The organism is Amycolatopsis roodepoortensis (assembly GCF_024628825.1).
Classification (GTDB): domain Bacteria; phylum Actinomycetota; class Actinomycetes; order Mycobacteriales; family Pseudonocardiaceae; genus Amycolatopsis; species Amycolatopsis roodepoortensis.
Genome location: NZ_CP102415.1, coordinates 7,165,759 through 7,184,636 on the forward strand (window position 1 = coordinate 7,165,759; position 18,878 = coordinate 7,184,636).

Here is an 18,878-nt window from a genome sequence, read left to right on the forward strand (position 1 = left end):
AGGAAAGGCGATCACTCGCAAACTTCGCAACACCGGGAGAATCCGATGACTCAGCACGCGCAGCAGCTGGAGCAGGCGGCCGCCGAACTGGCCAAGCAGTGGGAGACCGACCCCCGCTGGGCGGGCGTGAAGCGTTCGTACTCCGCGGCTGACGTGGTCAAGCTGCGCGGCAGCGTGGTCGAGGAGCACACGCTCGCTCGCCGCGGCGCCGAGAAGCTGTGGGACCTCCTGCACACCGAGGACTACGTCCACTCGCTGGGCGCACTGACCGGTAACCAGGCCGTGCAGCAGGTGCGCGCCGGCCTCAAGGCCATCTACCTGTCGGGCTGGCAGGTCGCCGCCGACGCCAACCTCTCCGGCCAGACCTACCCGGACCAGAGCCTCTACCCGGCCAACTCGGTGCCGGCCGTCGTCCGCCGCATCAACAACGCGCTGGGCCGCGCCGACCAGATCAACTGGGCGGAGGGCAACACCGACATCGACTGGTACGCCCCGATCGTCGCCGACGCCGAGGCCGGTTTCGGTGGCCCGCTCAACGCCTTCGAGCTGATGAAGGGCATGATCGCCGCCGGTGCCGCGGGTGTGCACTGGGAGGACCAGCTCGCGTCCGAGAAGAAGTGTGGTCACCTCGGCGGCAAGGTGCTGATCCCGACCAAGCAGCACGAGCGCACGCTGAACGCCGCCCGTCTCGCCGCGGACGTGCTGAACGTGCCGTCGCTGATCGTCGCCCGCACCGACGCGCAGGCCGCCACGCTGATCACCAGCGACGTCGACGAGCGTGACCGCAAGTACGTCACCGGCGAGCGCACCGCCGAGGGCTTCTACAACGTCACCAACGGCATCGAGCCCTGCATCGACCGCGGTCTGGCCTACGCCGAGTACGCCGACCTGCTGTGGATGGAGACCTCCAAGCCGGACCTCGAGGTCGCCCGCCAGTTCGCCGAGGCGATCAAGGCCAAGTACCCGGACCAGATGCTGGCCTACAACTGCTCGCCGTCGTTCAACTGGAAGAAGCACCTGGACGACGCGACGATCGCGAAGTTCCAGCGCGAGCTCGGCCACATGGGCTACAAGTTCCAGTTCATCACCCTGGCAGGCTTCCACGCCCTGAACTACTCGATGTTCGACCTGGCGCACGGTTACGCCCGCGAGGGCATGACCGCCTACGTCGACCTGCAGGAGCGCGAGTTCGCTTCGGAGGACCGCGGTTACACCGCCACGAAGCACCAGCGCGAGGTCGGCACCGGCTGGTTCGACAACGTCGCGACCGCGCTGAACCCGGAGAGCTCGACCACCGCGCTCGCCGGTTCCACCGAGGCCGAGCAGTTCTGATCCCTCGCAATTAGGTGACGGGTGGCGGTCTTTCGACCCCCGGGAGACCGCCACCTCCCTTCCCTTCTATCTCTCGCGAAGCCCAGCGGAGGCACACCATGGTTGAGAAGCTGAACTACCGGATCGACGTCTGCGGACCTGCCGGTGACCGGTTCGACGAGATCCTCACCCCGGCCGCGCTGGACTTCGTGGCCAAACTGGACAACGCGTTCGCCGGCCGCCGCCGCGAGCTGCTCGACGCGCGCCGTCTGCGCCGCGAGAAGCTGCAGTCCGGGGAGGAGCCGCTGGGCTTCCTGCCCGAAACGCGCTCGATCCGCGACGACAGCAGCTGGTCGGTCGCCCCGGCCGCGCCCGGTCTCGAAGACCGCCGCGTCGAGATCACCGGCCCGACCGACCGCAAGATGACGGTCAACGCGCTGAACTCCGGCGCGAAGGTCTGGCTCGCCGACTTCGAGGACGCGACCTCGCCGACCTGGCACAACGTCATCGACGGCCAGCTCAACCTGTACGACGCGATCCGCCGCAACATCGACTTCACCACCGAGGCCGGCAAGCGCTACACGATCGGCGACGAGCCCGCGACGATCGTCGCCCGCCCCCGCGGCTGGCACCTGGTGGAGAAGCACATCCGCATCGACGGCCGCCCGGTCTCGGCGAGCCTGGTCGACTTCGGCCTCTACTTCTTCCACAACGCGCGCCAGCTGCTGGCCCGCGGCAGCGGCCCGTACTTCTACCTGCCGAAGCTCGAGAACCACCTCGAAGCGCGGCTGTGGAACGACGTCTTCCTGCTGGCGCAACGGGAACTCGGCATCCCGCGCGGCACCATCCGGGCCACCGTGCTGATCGAGACGATCACCGCCGCGTTCGAGATGGAGGAGATCCTCTACGAACTGCGCGAGCACGTCGCCGGGCTGAACGCCGGCCGCTGGGACTACATCTTCAGCGTCATCAAGAACTTCTCGTCGCACGGCGCGGACTTCGTGCTCCCGGACCGCGCGCAGGTGACGATGACCGTCCCGTTCATGCGCGCCTACACCGAACTGCTGGTGCGGACCTGCCACAAGCGCGGGGCGCACGCCATCGGCGGCATGGCCGCGTTCATCCCGAGCAAGGACCCGGAGATCAACGCGACCGCGCTGGAGAAGGTCCGCCAGGACAAGGAACGCGAGGCGAACGACGGTTTCGACGGCTCGTGGGTCGCGCACCCCGGCCTCGTCCCGGTCTGCCGCGAGGTGTTCGACGAGGTGCTCGGCGGCTGGCCCAACCAGCTCGGCAAGCTCCGTGAGGACGTCGTCGTCACCGCCGAGGATCTGCTCGACGTCGCCAGCGCGGGCGGCGAGGTCACCGAAGCGGGTGTCCGCGCCAACATCAACGTCGCGCTGCGCTACATCGACGCGTGGCTGCGCGGCACCGGCGCGGCGGCGATCCACAACCTGATGGAGGACGCCGCCACCGCCGAGATCGCCCGCTGCCAGGTGTGGCAGTGGATCCGCAACGGCACGAAGCTCGAAGACGGCACCGCGCTCACCCGCGAGCTTGCCGTGTCCTATTTGGACGAAGAGCTGGCCTCGGTGCGGGCCGAACTGGGCGAGGGCAACCGGCTCGGCGACGCCTACGAGATCTTCACCGAGACCGCGCTGGGCGAGAAGCTGCCGAGCTTCCTCACCACCGGCGCGTACGCGCGATACCTGACCTCTCACTGATCCAGGCTCCGGCCGCCTCTACCTGACGCGGGGCGGCCGGGTTCCACACCGGTTTGGGACGGTGTGGCCCAACGGGTCCGGTGGCGGCGGCTCCCCGCCACCGGACCCGCTTCACGCGCGCGCCCCTCCGGTAGCGCCTGTCGGGCGTGCGCCCGTCGCGGAGGCCCCGTCCTCACCACACCACCGTGGACGGGGCCTTCGCGGCTTTTTCATGCCGAACATGCGTGATCGAAGGCGTAACTCGCGTGCTTGGAGGCGTAACACGATGATCCGGCTCCAAGCACGCGAGTTACGGCTCTGATCACGCGAGTTACGGCTCCGATCACACTCACGGGACCGGACGAAACGGTCACGGACCGCGATTAGGTAGGGGTACGTAGTGATACCCCCGTTGTTTCGGCGGCGGGTCGCGCGGATGCTCTGCGCCGGGTGGGGATTCCGCCCGTTTCCCGAGGAGCCACCATGAAGAAGCAGTTGAGAACCCTCTTGGCCGCGACCTTCGCCGTCCTCGCCGTCGCCCTCGCCGCCCCGGCGGTGTCCGCTTCGGCCGGGGTCTCGGCGCAGCCGGACTGTGTCCGGCCGTGCCACTTCTGACCGGCGTCACCTAGAGCAGCCCCGGGGGTCGCGCCCCTCGCGACCCGCGACGCTCGTGGAGGGGATCCGGGTCCCCCGACGTCCCGGATTCCCCTCCGCCCCCGCCTTCCCGCGGCGGCGCGCATGTCGCGAAAGCCACTTTCGGGACATCAGACGTCCCGAAAGTGGCTTTCGCGACATGCCTCGACACGGCCGGCCGCTCACCCCGCCGACGTTGCGAAAGCCACTTTCGCAACCTTCAACGTTGCGAAAGTGGCTTTCGCACCACGAAACACCAGGCGGGATCAGGGCTCGAAGGCGTTCCCGGTCGCGATCTTCGGCCGCCCCAGTTCCACCGGCTCCGCGACGCGAGCCCGCCGGTAGACCGCGACGGTCGCCTCGGCGATCCGCCCCCAGTCGAAGTCCGCCGCCAGGCGCGACTGAGCGGTCAGCGCCCGCCGGGCGGCGGCGACCTCGTCGTCCAGCACCGCCTCGACGGCGTCCCCGAGGGCTTCGACGTCGCCAGGGCTGAACGCCAGGCCGGTCTCGCCGTCGACGACGACCTCGCCGAGCCCGCCCGCGGTCGAAGCGACCAGCGGTGCCTTCGCGGCGGCCGCCTCCAGCGCGACGATGCCGAACGGCTCGTACCGGCTGGGCAGCACGACGGCGTCGGCCGCGGCCAGCACGGCGCGCAGTTCGCGGTCGGACAGGTGCCCGACGAAGTCCACCGCGCGGCGCACGCGCAGCTTGCGTGCCTGGTCGACCAGTTCCTCCAGATGCCGTCCCTTGCCGGCGACGACCAGCCGCGTCCCCGGTTTGGCGCGGCGGATCCGGGGGAGCGCGGCGAGCAGGTCCTGCACGCCCTTCTCCCACTCCAGCCGTCCGAAGTAGAGCAGCAGTGGCGCGCCGGAGGGGCTGTAGACCTCGCGCGCGTGCGCGACCTCCTCCGCGGGCACCTGCCAGGTGCGTTCCTCGATGCCGTTGTGGATCACGGTGACCGCGTCGCCGTCGACCTCGAACAGGTGCGCCACCTCGCGGCGCATGGCCTGCGAACAGGTGATCAGCGCGTCCGAGCGGTTCGCGAGCCACCATTCGACGGAGTGAACCTGCTGGTTCAGCGGATGCGAGAGCCAGCCGGAGTGCCGCCCGGCCTCGGTGGCGTGGATCGTGCCGACCAGCGGCACCCGCGCGGCCTCCGCGATCGCGATCGCGGGATGGGTGACCAGCCAGTCGTGGGCGTGCACCACGTCCGGCTGCCAGGTGCGCAGCAGGTCGGTGGCGGCGCGGACCATCGCGTGCCCCATGGCCAGCGTCCACGCGACGAGGTCCCGTTCGAAGGTCACGTGCATCGGATCCTCGGCGACCCGGATGATCCGGACGCCTTCGACCACGCGATCGGTCCTCGGGTGGGTCTCGGCGTCGGTGCCCGCCGTGTGACGGCACAGGACGACCACGTCGTGCCCCTGCCGGGCGAGATGCCTGGCCAGGGCGTGGACGTGCCGTGCGAGTCCGCCGACGACCACGGGTGGGTACTCCCACGACAACATCAGCACGCGCATGGGTGGAGGTTACTCGTGAGTCGGTCGTCACCGGGACGGGGCGATCACCCCTCCCGGTGAACCCGATCGAGCGCGACAGGAGCGACGATCTTTGCCACCATCGGGTCGATGACGTCTTCGGTGAACGCGGCCGGACCGGCCTTCAAGTCCGTCGAACCGGTGCTCTCGACGCCGTGGTCCGCGCACGTCGGGCCCGGCGGCGCGCTGCCGGAGTACCCGCGTCCGCGGCTGGTCCGCGAACGCTGGCTGAACCTCAACGGCGTCTGGGAGTACGCGGGCAGCGGCGCGCCCGGCCGGAACGGGTACGGCGAGCGGATCCTGGTGCCGTTCCCGCCGGAGTCGGCGCTCTCCGGTATCGGACGGCGGGACGAAACCCTCTGGTATCGCAGGGTTTTCGAGGTCCCGTCCGGTTGGGACGGTCAGCGCGTGCTGCTCCACTTCGGCGCCGTCGACCAGTCCGCCGAGGTCTGGGTCAACAACCAGAAAGTGGCCGTCCACGAAGGCGGATACACGGCCTTCAGCGCGGACATCACCGGCGTGCTGCGCCCGTCGGGATCGCAGGAACTGACCGTCCGCGCGACGGACCGCACCGACGCATCGACCCACCCCGTCGGCAAGCAGCGGAACGACTCGGAAGGGATCTTCTACACCGCCGCGTCGGGTATCTGGCAGACCGTCTGGCTGGAGCCCGTGCCGTCCGCGCACGTCCGGGATCTCCAGACGACGCCGGATCTCGAAGGGGTGACGGTTGTGCCGAAGGTCACAGGCGGCGCCCGGGTGGAGCTGATCGTGAGCGAGCCCGACGGCCCGGAAGTGGCACGCGTCGAGGGAGAGGCAGGACAGCAGTTGCGCGCGGAGGTCCCTTCGCCGCGCCTCTGGACACCCGACGATCCGTATCTCTACGACCTTCAGGTCCGCCTACTCGATGAAAGCGGCAACCCGCTCGACGTCGTCGAGTCCTACACCGGGCTCCGCACGATCGGGACGGTCACCGACGTCCAGGGCAGGCCGCGGATCGCGCTCAACGGCCGGATCACCTTCCTCCACGGCCCGCTCGACCAGGGCTATTGGCCGGACGGGATCCACACCGCCCCCACCGACGAGGCGTTGCGGTTCGACCTGGAGAAGACCAAGGAACTCGGCTTCAACTTCGTCCGCAAACACGTCAAGGTCGAGCCGGAGCGCTGGTATCACTGGGCGGATCGGCTGGGCCTGCTCGTCTGGCAGGACATGCCGTCGCTCACCGTCTCCTTCGACGGTCCGCCCGGCACCGCGCCGGACCCGGTCCCGGAGGCCCAGGCACGGTTCGAAGCCGAACTGACCGAGATGATCGAGCAGCTGCGCGGGGTGACCTCGATCGTCGGCTGGGTGCCGTTCAACGAGGGCTGGGGCGAATTCGACACCGCGCGGATCGCGAAGCTGGTGAAGGATCTCGACCCGACCAGGCTCGTCGTCGCGAACAGCGGGGTGAACTGCTGCTTCTCGCGGCCGGACACCGGCGCGGGCGACGTCTACGACGACCACACCTACGTCGGGCCGGGGAAACCCGCGGTGAAGGACGGCAGGGTGATAGTCGACGGTGAGTACGGCGGCCTCGGCCTGGTCCTCGACGAGCACCGCTGGCCGGGAGAGCCGCAGGCCTACGAGATGACGCTGACCTCGGCACAGCTGACGAAGCGCTATGCCGAGGTCAGCGAACACCTCGAACGGATCATCGCCGGAACCGGCCTTTCCGGCGCGATCTACACCCAGACCACCGACGTCGAGAACGAGGTCAACGGCCTGCTCACCTACGACCGGCGGGTGGTGAAGGCGGACGCGGCGACCGTCGCGGCCCGCAATCGCGCGGTCATCGAAGCGGGTCAGTCCGGCTGAGCCTCCACCGGCCCACCCGAATCCCGGACCCGGACGGGCACCCCGAGCAGCTGAGAAGGCAGCTGCCCGGGGTCGTGACCGGGGTTCATCCACACGTCGACCGTGGGTGCCCCCTCGGCCTCGCCCTGCCCGACGCCGACCACTCCCGGGACGTCGTCGAGCCACCGGGACGCCGCCACCAGCGCGGCGTCGATGTCGGAGACTTCGTCGGCCACTACGGGTGCACCCGGATCCCGAGCGACGCTTCGACCAGCGAGATCCGGTTGATCACGGTGACCACCGGCGAGCCGGCGAACAGCAGGCCGACGGCGTTCTCGCTCAGGTCCGCCACGAGGCTGCCCGAGTCGCCACCGGCCGACATGTCGGTGGTCAGCAGCTGCTGCGCGAACCGGGCCACCCGGCCGCCGCCGTAGTTCACGTCGACGGTGGCGTTGATGTTCGTGATCCGCCCGGTCGTCCAGTTCGTGGTCCGGCCGGTCTTCTGCACGAGCGTGCCGACCGCGGGCGCCACGTTGGTGCCCTTGAGTTCGCCGACCCAGAAGATCCGCCGGTCGAGGTCGTGGAACTGGCCTTCGGCGATCGCGGCGTCGACGAAGTTCAACGGCACCGGCTGCCCCGGCTGGATGAACTTGATCGGCACGAACCGGCTCAGCCTGGCGATGACGTCGGTGGGGACGACGCCGCCGTCGAACGGGCCGGGCTGCAGGATCGGGTCGCCGATGGCGGCCGCGTTGGAGTTCGCCAGCACGTGGTTGTTGCTCAGGATGTAGTACCGCGGCGGTTTGCCGGGCAGCGCCGTCGCGTCGTAGACCGCGGTGCCGTAGGTGCCGGCGGTGATCTTGAAGTGCCCGACGCTGAGCCCGCCGAACGCCGGGCGGAACTTCTTGGCGAGGGTGAACGGACCGACCTGCTCACGGGCGAGTTCGTCGGGGCGGCTCAGGGCCGGCGCCGGGACGTCGTCGAGCACGGTGGAGGAGCCGTTCGCCTTCGGTGGCGCGATACTGCGGCCCGCCTGCAGCACGCCGACCTCCTGGACGTCGGTGGGCACACCCGCCAGCGTCGCGGGGACGAGGTCGTCGTCACGCAGCATCTCGTGCGGCATCTTCGTGTCGACGAGGACGGTGATCGCCTTCTCACCGGTGTCCCTGCCCCCGGACCATTTGGTACCGAGCGCGACACCCACCACGTTCTGCCGGTTCAGCAACGAGTCCTCTTCGGCCGCCTGCACGCTCGCGAGGGAGAGGAAATCGTCCGGGATCATATTGTTCTCGATCATTTCGGCCACACTTTTCTGGTTGTCGGCGTTGACGAAGTGCGGGACTCCCGACGAAAGAGTGTTCCCCTGTTCGCAGGGCGGCGCCATAGTGCAATCGGGTACGGCGCTTCACCGACGAATGTCATTATTTCCCTTGTGTGGCAAGGGTTTGTGATCGAGCAACCGGCCATCGCGCGAGTGCCGGGGGTGTTCGAGGACTTTGGTCACCGGATCGCCGGAAAAGGAAACAGGCCGGCTCCGGAGAGCCGGCCTGTTCGGTGGAAAGCGCGGGTCAGCCGATCGTGGCGTCGATCGCCTTGGTGATCACTTCGTCCTCGGGTTCGGTGCGCGGGCGGAATCGTCCCACCACTTCACCGGACGGGGCGACGAGGAACTTCTCGAAATTCCACTGCACGTCCCCGGCGGCGCCTTCCGCGTCGGCCGCCTTGGTCAGCTCGGTGTAGAGCGGGTGCCGGGTTTCGCCGTTCACGTCCAGCTTTTCGAACAGCGGGAACGAAACGCCGTACGTCGTCGAGCAGAAGGTCTGGATCTCCTCGGCGGTGCCCGGCTCCTGGCCGGCGAACTGGTTGCACGGGAACCCGACGACGGAGAAACCCTTGTCCGCGTAGCGTTCCTGCAGCTTCTCCAGCCCGGTGTACTGCGGCGTCAGCCCGCATTTCGACGCCACGTTCACCACCAGCAGCGTCTTGCCCTCGAGCGCGCCGAGCGTCGTGTCCTCGCCCGCGAGCGTCTTCAGCGGAATGTCGTGGATCCCCATGCTCTCCCTTTCGTCATTTCCTCAGCAGATCACGCGCGTCGACGTGGCCGAACGGTCCGTCGTCGCGCCGGAACGCGGCCGCGGTCTCCCGCGCGCGGTCGAGCGCACCGTCGCGGAGCAGCCCGGCGAGCGTGTCGAACCGTTCGGTGTGCACCTTCGCCCGCCGCCGCGCGTAGTCGGCGGCGGAATCCTTGGTGACCATGAACGCCCAGTCGCTCGACAGCGCCAGCATCGCCTCGGCGACGGCCTGGTCGCGGACGGCGTCGCGGGTCGTCGTGTCCATCCCGGTGACCAGGTCCAGCATCCGGTGCTGCAGCGCGGCGTTGTCCCGCACCATGTCGGCGACCTGCTCGCCGTCCCAGACCCGCCAGTCCTTGCCCGAGCCCCACGACGACGCCGGGAGATCGACCTTCCCGCCGAGGTGGCCCGCTTCGAGCGCGCCCTTGAGCGTGGTGACGCGGACGCCCGCCTTGGGCAGCGCGCGCAGGACACCTTCGAGCCAGGCCGGGCCCTCGTGCCACCAGTGTCCGAAGAGTTCGGTGTCGTACGCGGCGACGACGAGCGATTCGCGGCCGTGCTCGGCCTTGAGCGAGCGCAGCCGGGCGACGACGGTGTCGACGAAGTCCTGGACGTGGCCGCCGAGGGTGGCCGTCGCCATCGCCGGGTCGTACGGCGCCTTGTCCGGCGGCTCGACGGTCTTGCCGGTCACCCTGGACGGTTTGAGGCCGACTTCGTGCGCCCAGGTGTGGAAGTCGCGGTACGCGGCGTGGCCGGGGTAGCCGGCCTTCGGCGACCAGACGCGGTACGTGACTTCGAGGTCGCGGCCGAAGCAGACGACGTCGGAATCACCGACGGTCCGCGCCGCCGAGGTGTCGCCGTGCAGGGACGGCCCGTCGACCATGAACCGCCGGACGCCCGCGGCGGCGTATCCGGCTTCCATTCCGGGCGCGTAACCGCATTCAGGTGCCCAAATGCCCTCGGGACGCCGTCCGATCCGCAGCGCGGTGTCGGCCAGCCCGCCGCGCAGCATGAAGTCGCGGACCGCCGGATCGAGCAGCGGCTGGAACGGATGCGCCAGGGGGCCGCCGAGCAGTTCGATCGTCCCGTTGTCCACAAAGGACCGAAGGATCGGCGAGAAACCGTGCCGCCAGTGGGTTTCGAGTTCTTCCGATGCCTCGAGCGCCGTCCGGTACTCACTGGCCGCGAGCTCGCGCAGCAGCGGGTCGCCGCGCCACAGCGTGGACGCGTGCCAGGAGCGCAGCTGCCAATGCCCGAGCCAGTCGTGGAAGGCGTCGATGCAGTACGGGTCGTCGAGCTGGGCGGCGAGGATCGGCGTCATCCCGAGGGTGAGGACGTCGTCGCGGCCCTCGTCGGCGAAGCGGCGCAGGAGGTCGACCATCGGCAGGTAGGAGTGCGCCCACGCCTGGTAAAGCCATTCTTCGCCGACCGGCCAGGACCCGTGGTGCGGCAGCCACGGCAGGTGGCTGTGCACGACGAGGCAGAACGTGCCTTCGTACTCGCTCATGCGCGCACCGCCACGGCCACGAGGTCGAGGCTGGCGTCGAGGTCTTCGCCGTGGATCGCGAAGTCCGTGGCCTGGATGGCTTCGACGTCGGCGAGCAGTTCGGCAGGCCAGGTCGCCTGCCCGGGCAGCTGCCCCATGACGACGTCGAGCTGCGCGTCGATGATCGAGCCGCCGTACTTGGCGTCCAGCTTCGCGACACCCTCGCCGTGGTGGAGGCCGTGCAGCGTCTCGACCTCGAAACCGGCGTCACGCAGCAGTCCGTCCAATTCGGACGGTGCGAGTTCCCTGGTGTGGAACGGGTTGAGCGGGGTGTCGCTGTCCGGGGTGAAGGTCAGCCGGTTGGGCGTGGTGACGATCAGCCGTCCGCCGGGGGAGAGCACGCGGCGGCATTCGGCGAGGAAGGCGGCCTGGTCCCAAAGGTGCTCGATCACCTGGAAGTTGGCGACGACGTCGACCGAGGCGTCGCGCAGCGGCAGGAACACCAGGTTCGCCCTGGCCACGCCGACGCCGGGGTAGCGGCGGGCGACGTGCTCGGTGGTGGGGACGTCGTAGTCGAGCGCGAGCACCCGCGCGGCGACCGTGGCGATGAGCCCGGCGCCGTAGCCCTCGCCGCACCCGGCCTCCAGGACGGTCTTGCCTTCGCACAGGGACAGGAGCTTTTGATACGCGGCCTCGTGGCGCCGGAACCAGTAATTCTCCTCGGCGATGCCCGGCACGGTGCGTTCACCGGTGAGGTGCAGCGCTTCGGCCCTGGTGGCTGGGGTGGTCACGCCGCGACCCTACCGGCCGGTCACTTCGGCCCGCGTGTCACGTTTCGCGGCGCTGTCCAGTCCAGGAGGTATGCAACGGACATTCACCCGCGTACTGCTCGTCGTCTTCGGTCTCATCGAACTGCCCGTCGGGCTGTGGCCGCTGATCAGCCCGGAGGGCTTCTACCGGGACTTCCCGGGGTTCCGCACCGGCTGGGTGGCGATGGACGGCCCCTTCAACGAACACCTGATCCAGGACTTCGGCGGCCTCAACCTGGCGCTTTCCGCGATCCTGATCGGCGCCGCCGTGATCGGGACGACCGCCGTGGCCAGGCTCGCCGCGCTCGCCACCTTCTGTTTCGGGCTCCCGCACTTCCTCTACCACCTGGGGCACGTCTCGCATTTCGAGCCGGTGGACCAGGTGCTGATCGTCGTGACGACGGCGCTGGGCGCGGTGCTCCCGATCGTGCTGGCGCTGATCCCGTCGAAGCGGGTCACACCGGCGAAACCGTGATGCCGATGGCGCCGGGGCCGAGGTGGGCGCCGAGGATCATGCTGGCGTCCGCCAGGGTGCTGTCGACCATATGCGGCAGCCGCGCCCGCAGCCGTCCGCCGATCTCGAGATCGCGTTCGTCCGGGCCGAACCGGGTGATGGCGACCTCCACGTCCTGATCGCCCGCGCACTCCACCGCGAGGTCGACGAGTTTGTTGAGCGCCCGCCGCTGGCCCGGGACCCGGGTCAGCGGGGCGACCTCGCCGTTCTTCACCGTCAGCAGGGGTTTGATCGAGAACGCCGAGCCGAGGAAGGCCTGCGCGGCGCCGATGCGGCCGCCGCGGCGCAGGAACTCCAGCGTGTCGACGTAGAGGATCTCCCGGCTGCCGCGGAACCGGCGTTCGGCCGCGTCGATCACCCGGGCGGCCTGCCCGCCGGCGGCGGCGACCTTGGCCGCCGAGGTCGCCGCGAAACCGAGGCTCATGCCGGTGGTCCCGCTGTCGAGGACGTGCACCGGGACGTTCACCTGCTGGGCGGCCTCGCGGGCGGCGTTCACCGTCTCCGACATGCGGCCCGAGATGTGGATGCTGACGATCGCGGAGGCGCCCTTGCTCGCGGCGTCCTGGAACGCCCAGAAGAACGCGGCGACCTCGGGCGGCGCCGTCTTCACCGGGGTTCCGGCGCGCAGATGGCCGATGATCTCCTCGCGGTCGTAGCGGTTCTCTTCGTCGAACTGCTCTCCGACCTGCAGTTGCACCTGAACGACGCCGATTCCCCAGCGTTCGGCGACCGGGGCGGGAAGGCAGGCGGTGGAGTCCGTGATCACGGCGACGGGGCCGGGCATGGAACGCATGGTCGGGCAGGCTATCGCCTCGCCCTCGGCGCGAGTACCCCGGAATACGGCCGTTCGGGTTAGTCGGCCGGTAACACTCACTTACGGGTGAATTACCTGGACGATGGTCCCATTAAAACGTGCATCCAGGTGAATGAGGTCACCTCGGGGGGCCGCGACGCTGAAATGGCCCTAATCTACCGGCCAGTAGAGCTGTTGCCCCGTGGCCGACGCCGGCCACCAACGGGAGGTCGAAGTAGACCCATGACGAACATCGTTGTCCTGGTCAAGCAGGTACCGGACACCTACTCGGAGCGGAAGCTCTCCGGTGCCGACAACACTCTTGACCGCGAATCCGCCGACGCCGTGCTCGACGAGATCAACGAGAAGGCCGTCGAAGAAGCCCTGAAGATCAAGGAAGCCGGCGAGGGCGAGGTCACCGTCGTCTCGGTGGGTCCCGACCGCGCGACCGACGCGATCCGCAAGGCGCTGTCCATGGGTGCCGACAAGGCCATCCACGTCTCCGACGAGGCCCTGCACGGCTCCGACGCGATCGCCACCGCCAAGGTGCTCGCCGCCGCGATCTCGAAGGTCGAAGGCTTCGACCTGGTCATCACCGGTAACGAGGCCTCCGACGGCCGCGGTGGCGCCGTGCCGGCGATCATCGCCGAGCTGCTCGGCCTGCCGCAGCTGACCCACGTGAACGAGCTGACCGTCGAGGGCACCTCGATCAAGGCCGACCGCTACACCGAGGACGGCGTCACGCACCTCGAGGCGAACCTGCCCGCGGTGGTGAGCGTCGGCGAGAAGATCAACGAGCCGCGCTACCCCTCCTTCAAGGGCATCATGGCCGCGAAGAAGAAGCCGGTCGAGACGCTGACCGTCGCGGACCTCGGCGTCGACGCCGGCGAGGTCGGCCTCGGCAACGCCTGGTCGTCCGTGCTCGAAGCCTCCCCGAAGCCGCCGCGCACCGCCGGCGAGCGCGTCGAGGACGAGGGTGACGGCGGCAGCAAGGTGGCCGCCTACCTGGTCGCGCAGAAGCTCATCTGAGACAGGTTTCGAGGAGGAATAGGGAAATGGCTGAAGTACTCGTCCTCGTCGACCACGTCGACGGTGAAGTCAAGAAGGTCACGCTCGAGCTGCTGACCGCCGCTCGTGAACTGGGTGAGCCGTCCGCGGTCGTCGTCGGCCCGACCGGCACCGCCGCCAAGGCGAAGGAAGCCCTCGCCGCCCACGGCGCCGCCAAGGTGTACGTCGCCGAGGGCGACAACGCCACCGGCTTCCTGGTCACCCCGAAGGTGGACGTCCTCGCCGCGCTCGCGGAGCGGACCTCCCCGGCCGCCGTGCTCGTCGCGGCCAGCGCCGAGGGCAAGGAGGTGTCCGCCCGGGTCGCGGTCCGCCTCGGCTCCGGTCTGCTGTACGACGCCGTCGGCGTGAACGGCGACGGCAGCGTCGACCAGTCCATCTTCGGTGGCGCGTTCTCGGTGAAGTCCAAGTCCACCAAGGGCATCCCGGTCATCTCGGTCCGCCCGGGCGCGGTCGAGGCGACTCCGGCCGAGGGTGCCGCCGCCGAGGAGACCGTCGAGGTCCCCGCGGGTGACCCGGCGAAGTCCGCCAGGATCACCGGCGTCGAGCCGATCGTCGGCGGTGACCGGCCGGAGCTGACCGAGGCCTCGGTCGTCGTCTCCGGTGGGCGCGGTGTCGGCTCGGCCGACAAGTTCGACGTCGTCGAGGCGCTCGCCGACTCGCTCGGTGCCGCCGTCGGTGCTTCCCGCGCCGCCGTCGACTCGGGCTACTACCCGGCGCAGTTCCAGGTCGGCCAGACCGGTAAGACGGTCTCGCCGCAGCTGTACATCGCGCTCGGCATCTCCGGCGCGATCCAGCACCGCGCGGGTATGCAGACCTCGAAGACCATCATCGCGGTCAACAAGGACGCCGAGGCGCCGATCTTCGAGATCGCCGACTTCGGTGTGGTGGGCGACCTGTTCAACGTCGCGCCGCAGCTGACCGAAGAGGTCCAGAAGCGCAAGGGCTGAGTCCTTCGTTAGGAGCGGGACCGTCCGGGATTTATTTCCCGGGCGGTCCCTTTTCTGTGATCCGAAAGTGATCTTCCAGCCTGAGAGAACCCTGAGAACCCGCAATTAACTGAACGTGCACTATTCGGCCATCGGGCGCATTGTCGTTGGTACCCCCTGAGGGGTAGACCTGGGTCATGACGACGTCACAGCTCCTCGTCAGTACTGACCAGGCAGGTGTCGAACTCCCGGCCGATGCGCCGCGTTACTCCCTTCTCGTGGCGAACGGGAACGAAGAAGTCGTTGCCGCGCAACGCCTTCGCCATCAGGTGTTCGCCGAGGAAATGGGGGCGACGCTCAATTCCCTCGAACCCGGGCTCGACGTCGACTACTTCGACGAGTTCTGCGACCACCTCGTGGTGCGGGACGACAACACCGGCGAGATCGTGGGCACGTACCGGATGCTGCCGCCCGATCGGGCCGCGCGGGCGGGAAAGCTTTACTCCGACAGCGAATTCGATCTCACCGCGCTCGATTCGCTGCGGCCTTCGCTGGTCGAGACGGGGCGTTCGTGCGTGCATCCCGATCACCGCAGCGGCGCCGTGGTGAGCCTCGTCTGGGCGGGGATCGGGCGCTACATGCTGCTGGCGGGCCACCGGTATCTCGCGGGCTGCGCCTCCGTGCCGCTGACCGACGGCGGAGCCTACGCGGCGGGCGTCTGGGATGTCCTGCGCGCCAAGCACTACGCGGATGAATCCCTTCGGGTGACGCCGCTCAACCCGTGGCGGACCGAGGGTGTCGAGCGGCCCGCCCGCGCGATCCTCCCGCCGCTCATCAAGGGCTACACCCGCCTGGGTGCGAAGATCTACGGCCCGCCCGCGCTCGACGCGGATTTCGGTGTCGCGGACTTCTTCGTCCTGCTGGATCTGCACAACGTCGACGAGCGATACCTCAAGTACTTCCTGGGAGTGCAGGGATGACCCACGCCTGGATGCCGAAGTCGCCGTGCGGCGACGGCTGCCTGAGCGAAGGGGCGCCGACGGTGGCGTTCGGCCGGCGCGTCCTGCGGTTCACCGCGGCGATCGGCGTCATCTTCGGCGCCTTCCTGTCGGCGCCGCTGGTGCTCGTGCTGCGCGGTATGCCCCGGGAACGGCTGGTGCGCCTGCTCTTCGTCGGGATCTTGAAATCCTTCGGGGTGAAGCTGCGCGTGCTCGGCGACGAGCGGTTCCGTGCCGTGCCCGGCCGTGGCGCGCTCGTGGTGAACAACCACATCTCGTGGCTGGACATCATCGCGGTCAACGCCGTCCAGCCGATGCGGGCGCTCGCCAAGAAGGAGGTCGGCGCCTGGCCGGTGCTCGGCCTGCTGGTGCGCCGCGGCGGCAGCATCTTCCTCGACCGGGAGAACCTGCGGAGCCTGCCCGCGACGATGGACGAACTCGCCGACGCGATGCGCGGCGGATCACTCGTGAGCGTGACGCCGGAAGGCACCACCTGGTGCGGTCTCGGCTCGGGCCGGTTCCGCCCGGCGACCTTCCAGGCCGCGATCGACGGCGGGGTCCCGGTGCGGCCGCTCGCGCTGCGGTTCCGGCTCGCCGACGGGCGGGAGACGACCCAGCCGGCGTTCATCGGGCCGGAGTCGCTCATCGCCTCGCTGCGGCGGGTCGCGGCACTGCGCGGTCTGGTGCTGGAGGTGCACGTGTGCCCGGAGATCGCGCCGGGCCGCGCCGCGGACCGGCGGGAACTGGCCCTGCTGGCGGAATCCGCGGTGCAGGCGGCGCTCGGGCGGGTGCAGATCCCGGTGCAGCGGCGGCGGCGCGCGGCAGCGGTTCCGGCGGCAGTGGAGGTCACGAAGGTGTCTGGTCTCGTGAGTGGTAAGGACGGTTAGAACCGTCCTTACCACTCACGAGGTTCAGGACAGGGCCAGCGTGATCTTCCCGCCCGCGTGACCGGTCGCGCTCTCGCGGTGCGCTTCGGCGGCATCGGCGAGCGCGTAACTCGACCCCAGCTTCAGCTTCAGCTCCCGCGCGACCAGATCCTCCAGCACGGCCTGGGTTTGCGAGCCGCTCGCCGAGAACTTCAGCCCCTGTGCGTAAGCCGCCGGGTCCGCGATGGTGATCAGCCGGTCGGGTGAGCCGAGCAGGTCGACGGACTCGGCCAGGACACCGAAGCCCGCCGCGTCGAACACCGCGTCGACGCCGTCCGGCGCGACCGAACGGACCCGCGGCACCCAGCCGTCGCCGTACCGCACCGGCACCCCGCCGAGCTCCTTCACCTCGTCGAGTGACGAAGCCCCGGCGAGCCCGACGACCGTGGCGCCCAGCGCGACCGCGGCCTGCGTCGCGATCCGGCCGACCTGACCGCTCGCGCCGTGGATCACCACCGTCTCGCCCGGCTTGACCTCGAGTTCGCCCAGCACCCGCAACGCCGTCTCACCGACGATGGGCAGCGAGGCGGCCTCCGCCCACGAAAGGCCCGCGGGCTTGCGGATGACGGTGGTCGCCAGCGCGTACTCCGCGTAAGCGCCGGTGTCGGACCAGCCGAAGACCTCGTCACCGACGGCGAAATCGGCGCCTTCGCCCACCGCGTCCACGACGCCAGCCAGTTCCAGGCCGAGGATGTGCGGGAAGTCGACCGGGCGGACCTCCGCCATCGCGCCGGACCTGATCTTCCAGTCGATCGGGTTGACGCCCGCGGCCTTGACCGCGACCCGCACCTGACCCTGGCCGGGCTCCGGCAGCGGAACCTCGGCCGCCTGCAGGACATCCGCTTCGCCGTACTGGGTGATGGTGATCGCTCGCATGTTCACTCCTCATCGGATTTCTTCGCTGCGATCAGTCAACCGGCGCCCGGGCCTCGCCCGAACCAGCCGGACGAGCAGTGTTCACTAGCCGGGAGAGCAGCGTCCCCGCGCCGGAACGCGCTTACTGTGGGGTCATGGACCCGCTGCACGTGCTGAGCCAGGTCGAGTACATGCTCGCCGCTCCGCGCCCCGAACTCCTGCCGCGCTTCTCCGCGACGGCCGCGGCCGTGCTGCCGCACCGCGCCGCCGCGATGGAGACCGGTGACTGCTCCCGCCTGCCGATCAAGGTCCACGGCGATCCGGCGATCACCGGCGCGGTCACGAGCGCCGAACTTCAGCGGCTCGCCGCGCTCGGCGTCCCGGGCAAGGCGGTGGTGGCCGAAGGGACACTCGGCGGGAAACGCCGGAAACTCGTCGTCCTGACCTCGGCGCCGGTGATCGGCAAGGGCGCGATGATCGCGCTCGTCCCCACCGAGGACGAGCCGTCGGGCAGCGCGCTCGACTTCGTCGCGAAGCTGTGGGACATCGTCAGCGTGAACGCCGCCCAGCGCGCCACCGACCCCGAGCCCGCCGTCCTGGAGAGCAACATCGCGGCGGCCACCGCGCGGGCGCGGGCGATCACCGATCTGGGGCAGACGCACGCGACCACGTTGACGTCGCTGCTCGCGGTGCTGCGGTCCCGCAAGCTCGGCGACGCCGCCGCCCGGCAGACCGCGACCGATCTCGCCGCGACCGCGCTGGTCGAACTGCGCTCGATCGCCGACCGCGATCAGGAACTCTCGGCTGAGCCGGCGTCGGAGGCGTTCGGCACCCTCGTCACGCAGCTGGCTCCGTTGGTGCGCCACGACGACGTGACCGTCGACCTCGCCGGGCCGGACGACGAACGGCCGCTCCCGCAGGACATCGCGCACACCGCGCGCACGGTCTCGCGCGGCCTCGTGCTCGCCGCGCTGGAGCGGGGCGCCGGCCGGGTCCGGGCGTCCTGGCGGATCGACGGGCAGCACCTCCGGGTCACCGTGCGCGACGACGGCCCGGACGTCGCCCGCGCCGTGCCCGCCACCGGCCTGACCGAGCGGATCACCCCGCTCGGCGGCCGGTGGGAGGTCGACGCCGTACCCGATTGGGGCGCCACGATCACCGCGGTCCTGCCGCTGGGCGTCCAGGAGACGCCGGAACTGCGCCCGCTCGACCGGCTCAACCCGCGCGAACTCGAAGTCCTCGCCGGGATCGCGCGCGGGAAACGCAACCGGCAGATCGCCGAAGAGCTGGCGCTGACCGAGCACACGGTGAAGTTCCACGTGCGGAAGATCTTGGGGAAGCTGGAGGTCACGTCGCGCGGCGAGGCCGCGGTGCTGGCGCGTGAGCTGCGTCTGGAGTCGGTGTCTTGAG

At 69.7% G+C, this 18,878-nt stretch carries 18 protein-coding genes; 10 read left to right on the plus strand and 8 right to left on the minus strand.

Annotation, left to right across the window (positions count from 1 at the left end):
• The first annotated feature begins 45 nt into the window (after positions 1-45).
• The 3 genes from aceA (at position 46) to NQK81_RS34400 (ending at position 3,629) form a co-directional block, all read left to right on the plus strand.
• Positions 46-1,332: an isocitrate lyase gene (gene aceA, locus NQK81_RS34390; RefSeq protein WP_126734532.1), complete on the plus strand. Its 1,287-nt coding sequence runs from the start codon at positions 46-48 to the stop codon at positions 1,330-1,332.
• Positions 1,333-1,430: 98 nt separating this feature from the next.
• The gene (gene aceB, locus NQK81_RS34395; RefSeq protein ID WP_257484779.1) at positions 1,431-3,035 is read left to right on the plus strand and encodes a malate synthase A; all 1,605 of its coding nucleotides are present in this window, start codon (positions 1,431-1,433) and stop codon (positions 3,033-3,035) included.
• Between the two features lie 462 nt (positions 3,036-3,497).
• Positions 3,498-3,629: a hypothetical protein gene (locus tag NQK81_RS34400; RefSeq protein ID WP_255431986.1), complete on the plus strand. Its 132-nt coding sequence runs from the start codon at positions 3,498-3,500 to the stop codon at positions 3,627-3,629.
• A gap of 284 nt (positions 3,630-3,913) precedes the next feature.
• On the opposite strand, the gene NQK81_RS34405 is transcribed toward NQK81_RS34400, so the two are convergent.
• Positions 3,914-5,167 carry a glycosyltransferase family 4 protein gene (locus tag NQK81_RS34405; protein WP_257484780.1) on the minus strand — a complete coding sequence of 418 codons (1,254 nt, stop codon included), beginning with the start codon at positions 5,165-5,167 and terminating at the stop codon, positions 3,914-3,916.
• Between the two features lie 108 nt (positions 5,168-5,275).
• Between NQK81_RS34405 and NQK81_RS34410 the strand changes: the two genes are divergently transcribed.
• Positions 5,276-7,042, plus strand: coding sequence for a glycoside hydrolase family 2 protein (locus NQK81_RS34410; protein WP_257484781.1), 1,767 nt, complete (start codon positions 5,276-5,278; stop codon positions 7,040-7,042).
• On the opposite strand, the gene NQK81_RS34415 is transcribed toward NQK81_RS34410, so the two are convergent.
• The 5 genes from NQK81_RS34415 to NQK81_RS34435 all read right to left on the minus strand — a co-directional run bounded on the left by NQK81_RS34415 (position 7,030) and on the right by NQK81_RS34435 (position 11,370).
• The gene (locus NQK81_RS34415) at positions 7,030-7,257 is read right to left on the minus strand and encodes a hypothetical protein (protein WP_257484782.1); all 228 of its coding nucleotides are present in this window, start codon (positions 7,255-7,257) and stop codon (positions 7,030-7,032) included. The two genes, NQK81_RS34410 and NQK81_RS34415, sit on opposite strands and share 13 nt — an antisense overlap.
• Positions 7,257-8,318 carry a chymotrypsin family serine protease gene (locus NQK81_RS34420; protein ID WP_257484783.1) on the minus strand — a complete coding sequence of 354 codons (1,062 nt, stop codon included), beginning with the start codon at positions 8,316-8,318 and terminating at the stop codon, positions 7,257-7,259. The genes NQK81_RS34415 and NQK81_RS34420 overlap by 1 nt, the downstream gene beginning before the upstream one ends.
• Positions 8,319-8,589: 271 nt before the next feature.
• The gene (locus NQK81_RS34425) at positions 8,590-9,075 is read right to left on the minus strand and encodes a glutathione peroxidase (protein WP_125673501.1); all 486 of its coding nucleotides are present in this window, start codon (positions 9,073-9,075) and stop codon (positions 8,590-8,592) included.
• A 13-nt stretch (positions 9,076-9,088) separates the two neighbouring features.
• Entirely contained in the window at positions 9,089-10,600 is a 1,512-nt protein-coding gene (locus NQK81_RS34430) for a 1,4-alpha-glucan branching protein domain-containing protein (protein WP_257484784.1), read from the minus strand.
• Positions 10,597-11,370 carry a class I SAM-dependent methyltransferase gene (locus tag NQK81_RS34435; protein WP_257484785.1) on the minus strand — a complete coding sequence of 258 codons (774 nt, stop codon included), beginning with the start codon at positions 11,368-11,370 and terminating at the stop codon, positions 10,597-10,599. The genes NQK81_RS34430 and NQK81_RS34435 overlap by 4 nt, the downstream gene beginning before the upstream one ends.
• A gap of 70 nt (positions 11,371-11,440) precedes the next feature.
• On the opposite strand from NQK81_RS34435, the gene NQK81_RS34440 reads away from it, so the two are divergent.
• Positions 11,441-11,863, plus strand: coding sequence for a hypothetical protein (locus tag NQK81_RS34440; RefSeq protein ID WP_257484786.1), 423 nt, complete (start codon positions 11,441-11,443; stop codon positions 11,861-11,863).
• Here NQK81_RS34440 and NQK81_RS34445 read toward each other — a convergent pair.
• A complete protein-coding gene (locus tag NQK81_RS34445) occupies positions 11,844-12,695 on the minus strand; it encodes a DegV family protein (protein WP_257484787.1) in 852 nt (283 codons plus the stop codon). The genes NQK81_RS34440 and NQK81_RS34445 overlap by 20 nt on opposite strands.
• A gap of 243 nt (positions 12,696-12,938) precedes the next feature.
• On the opposite strand from NQK81_RS34445, the gene NQK81_RS34450 reads away from it, so the two are divergent.
• From NQK81_RS34450 to NQK81_RS34465, 4 genes are all read left to right on the plus strand, one after another.
• Entirely contained in the window at positions 12,939-13,724 is a 786-nt protein-coding gene (locus NQK81_RS34450; protein WP_126734521.1) for an electron transfer flavoprotein subunit beta/FixA family protein, read from the plus strand.
• A gap of 26 nt (positions 13,725-13,750) precedes the next feature.
• Complete coding sequence (locus tag NQK81_RS34455) at positions 13,751-14,710, plus strand: electron transfer flavoprotein subunit alpha/FixB family protein (protein WP_257484788.1); 960 nt, start codon at positions 13,751-13,753, stop codon at positions 14,708-14,710.
• 176 nt (positions 14,711-14,886) lie between these two features.
• Complete coding sequence (locus NQK81_RS34460; protein ID WP_257484789.1) at positions 14,887-15,669, plus strand: GNAT family N-acetyltransferase; 783 nt, start codon at positions 14,887-14,889, stop codon at positions 15,667-15,669.
• Positions 15,666-16,574 (plus strand): lysophospholipid acyltransferase family protein, encoded by a 909-nt coding sequence (locus NQK81_RS34465; protein ID WP_257484790.1) that lies wholly within the window; start codon positions 15,666-15,668, stop codon positions 16,572-16,574. Before NQK81_RS34460 ends, NQK81_RS34465 begins: the two co-directional genes overlap by 4 nt.
• A gap of 24 nt (positions 16,575-16,598) precedes the next feature.
• On the opposite strand, the gene NQK81_RS34470 is transcribed toward NQK81_RS34465, so the two are convergent.
• Positions 16,599-17,489 (minus strand): NADP-dependent oxidoreductase, encoded by an 891-nt coding sequence (locus NQK81_RS34470; RefSeq protein ID WP_257484791.1) that lies wholly within the window; start codon positions 17,487-17,489, stop codon positions 16,599-16,601.
• Positions 17,490-17,623: 134 nt separating this feature from the next.
• On the opposite strand from NQK81_RS34470, the gene NQK81_RS34475 reads away from it, so the two are divergent.
• Positions 17,624-18,877 (plus strand): helix-turn-helix transcriptional regulator, encoded by a 1,254-nt coding sequence (locus NQK81_RS34475; RefSeq protein WP_257484792.1) that lies wholly within the window; start codon positions 17,624-17,626, stop codon positions 18,875-18,877.
• The last annotated feature ends 1 nt before the right edge of the window (position 18,878 follow it).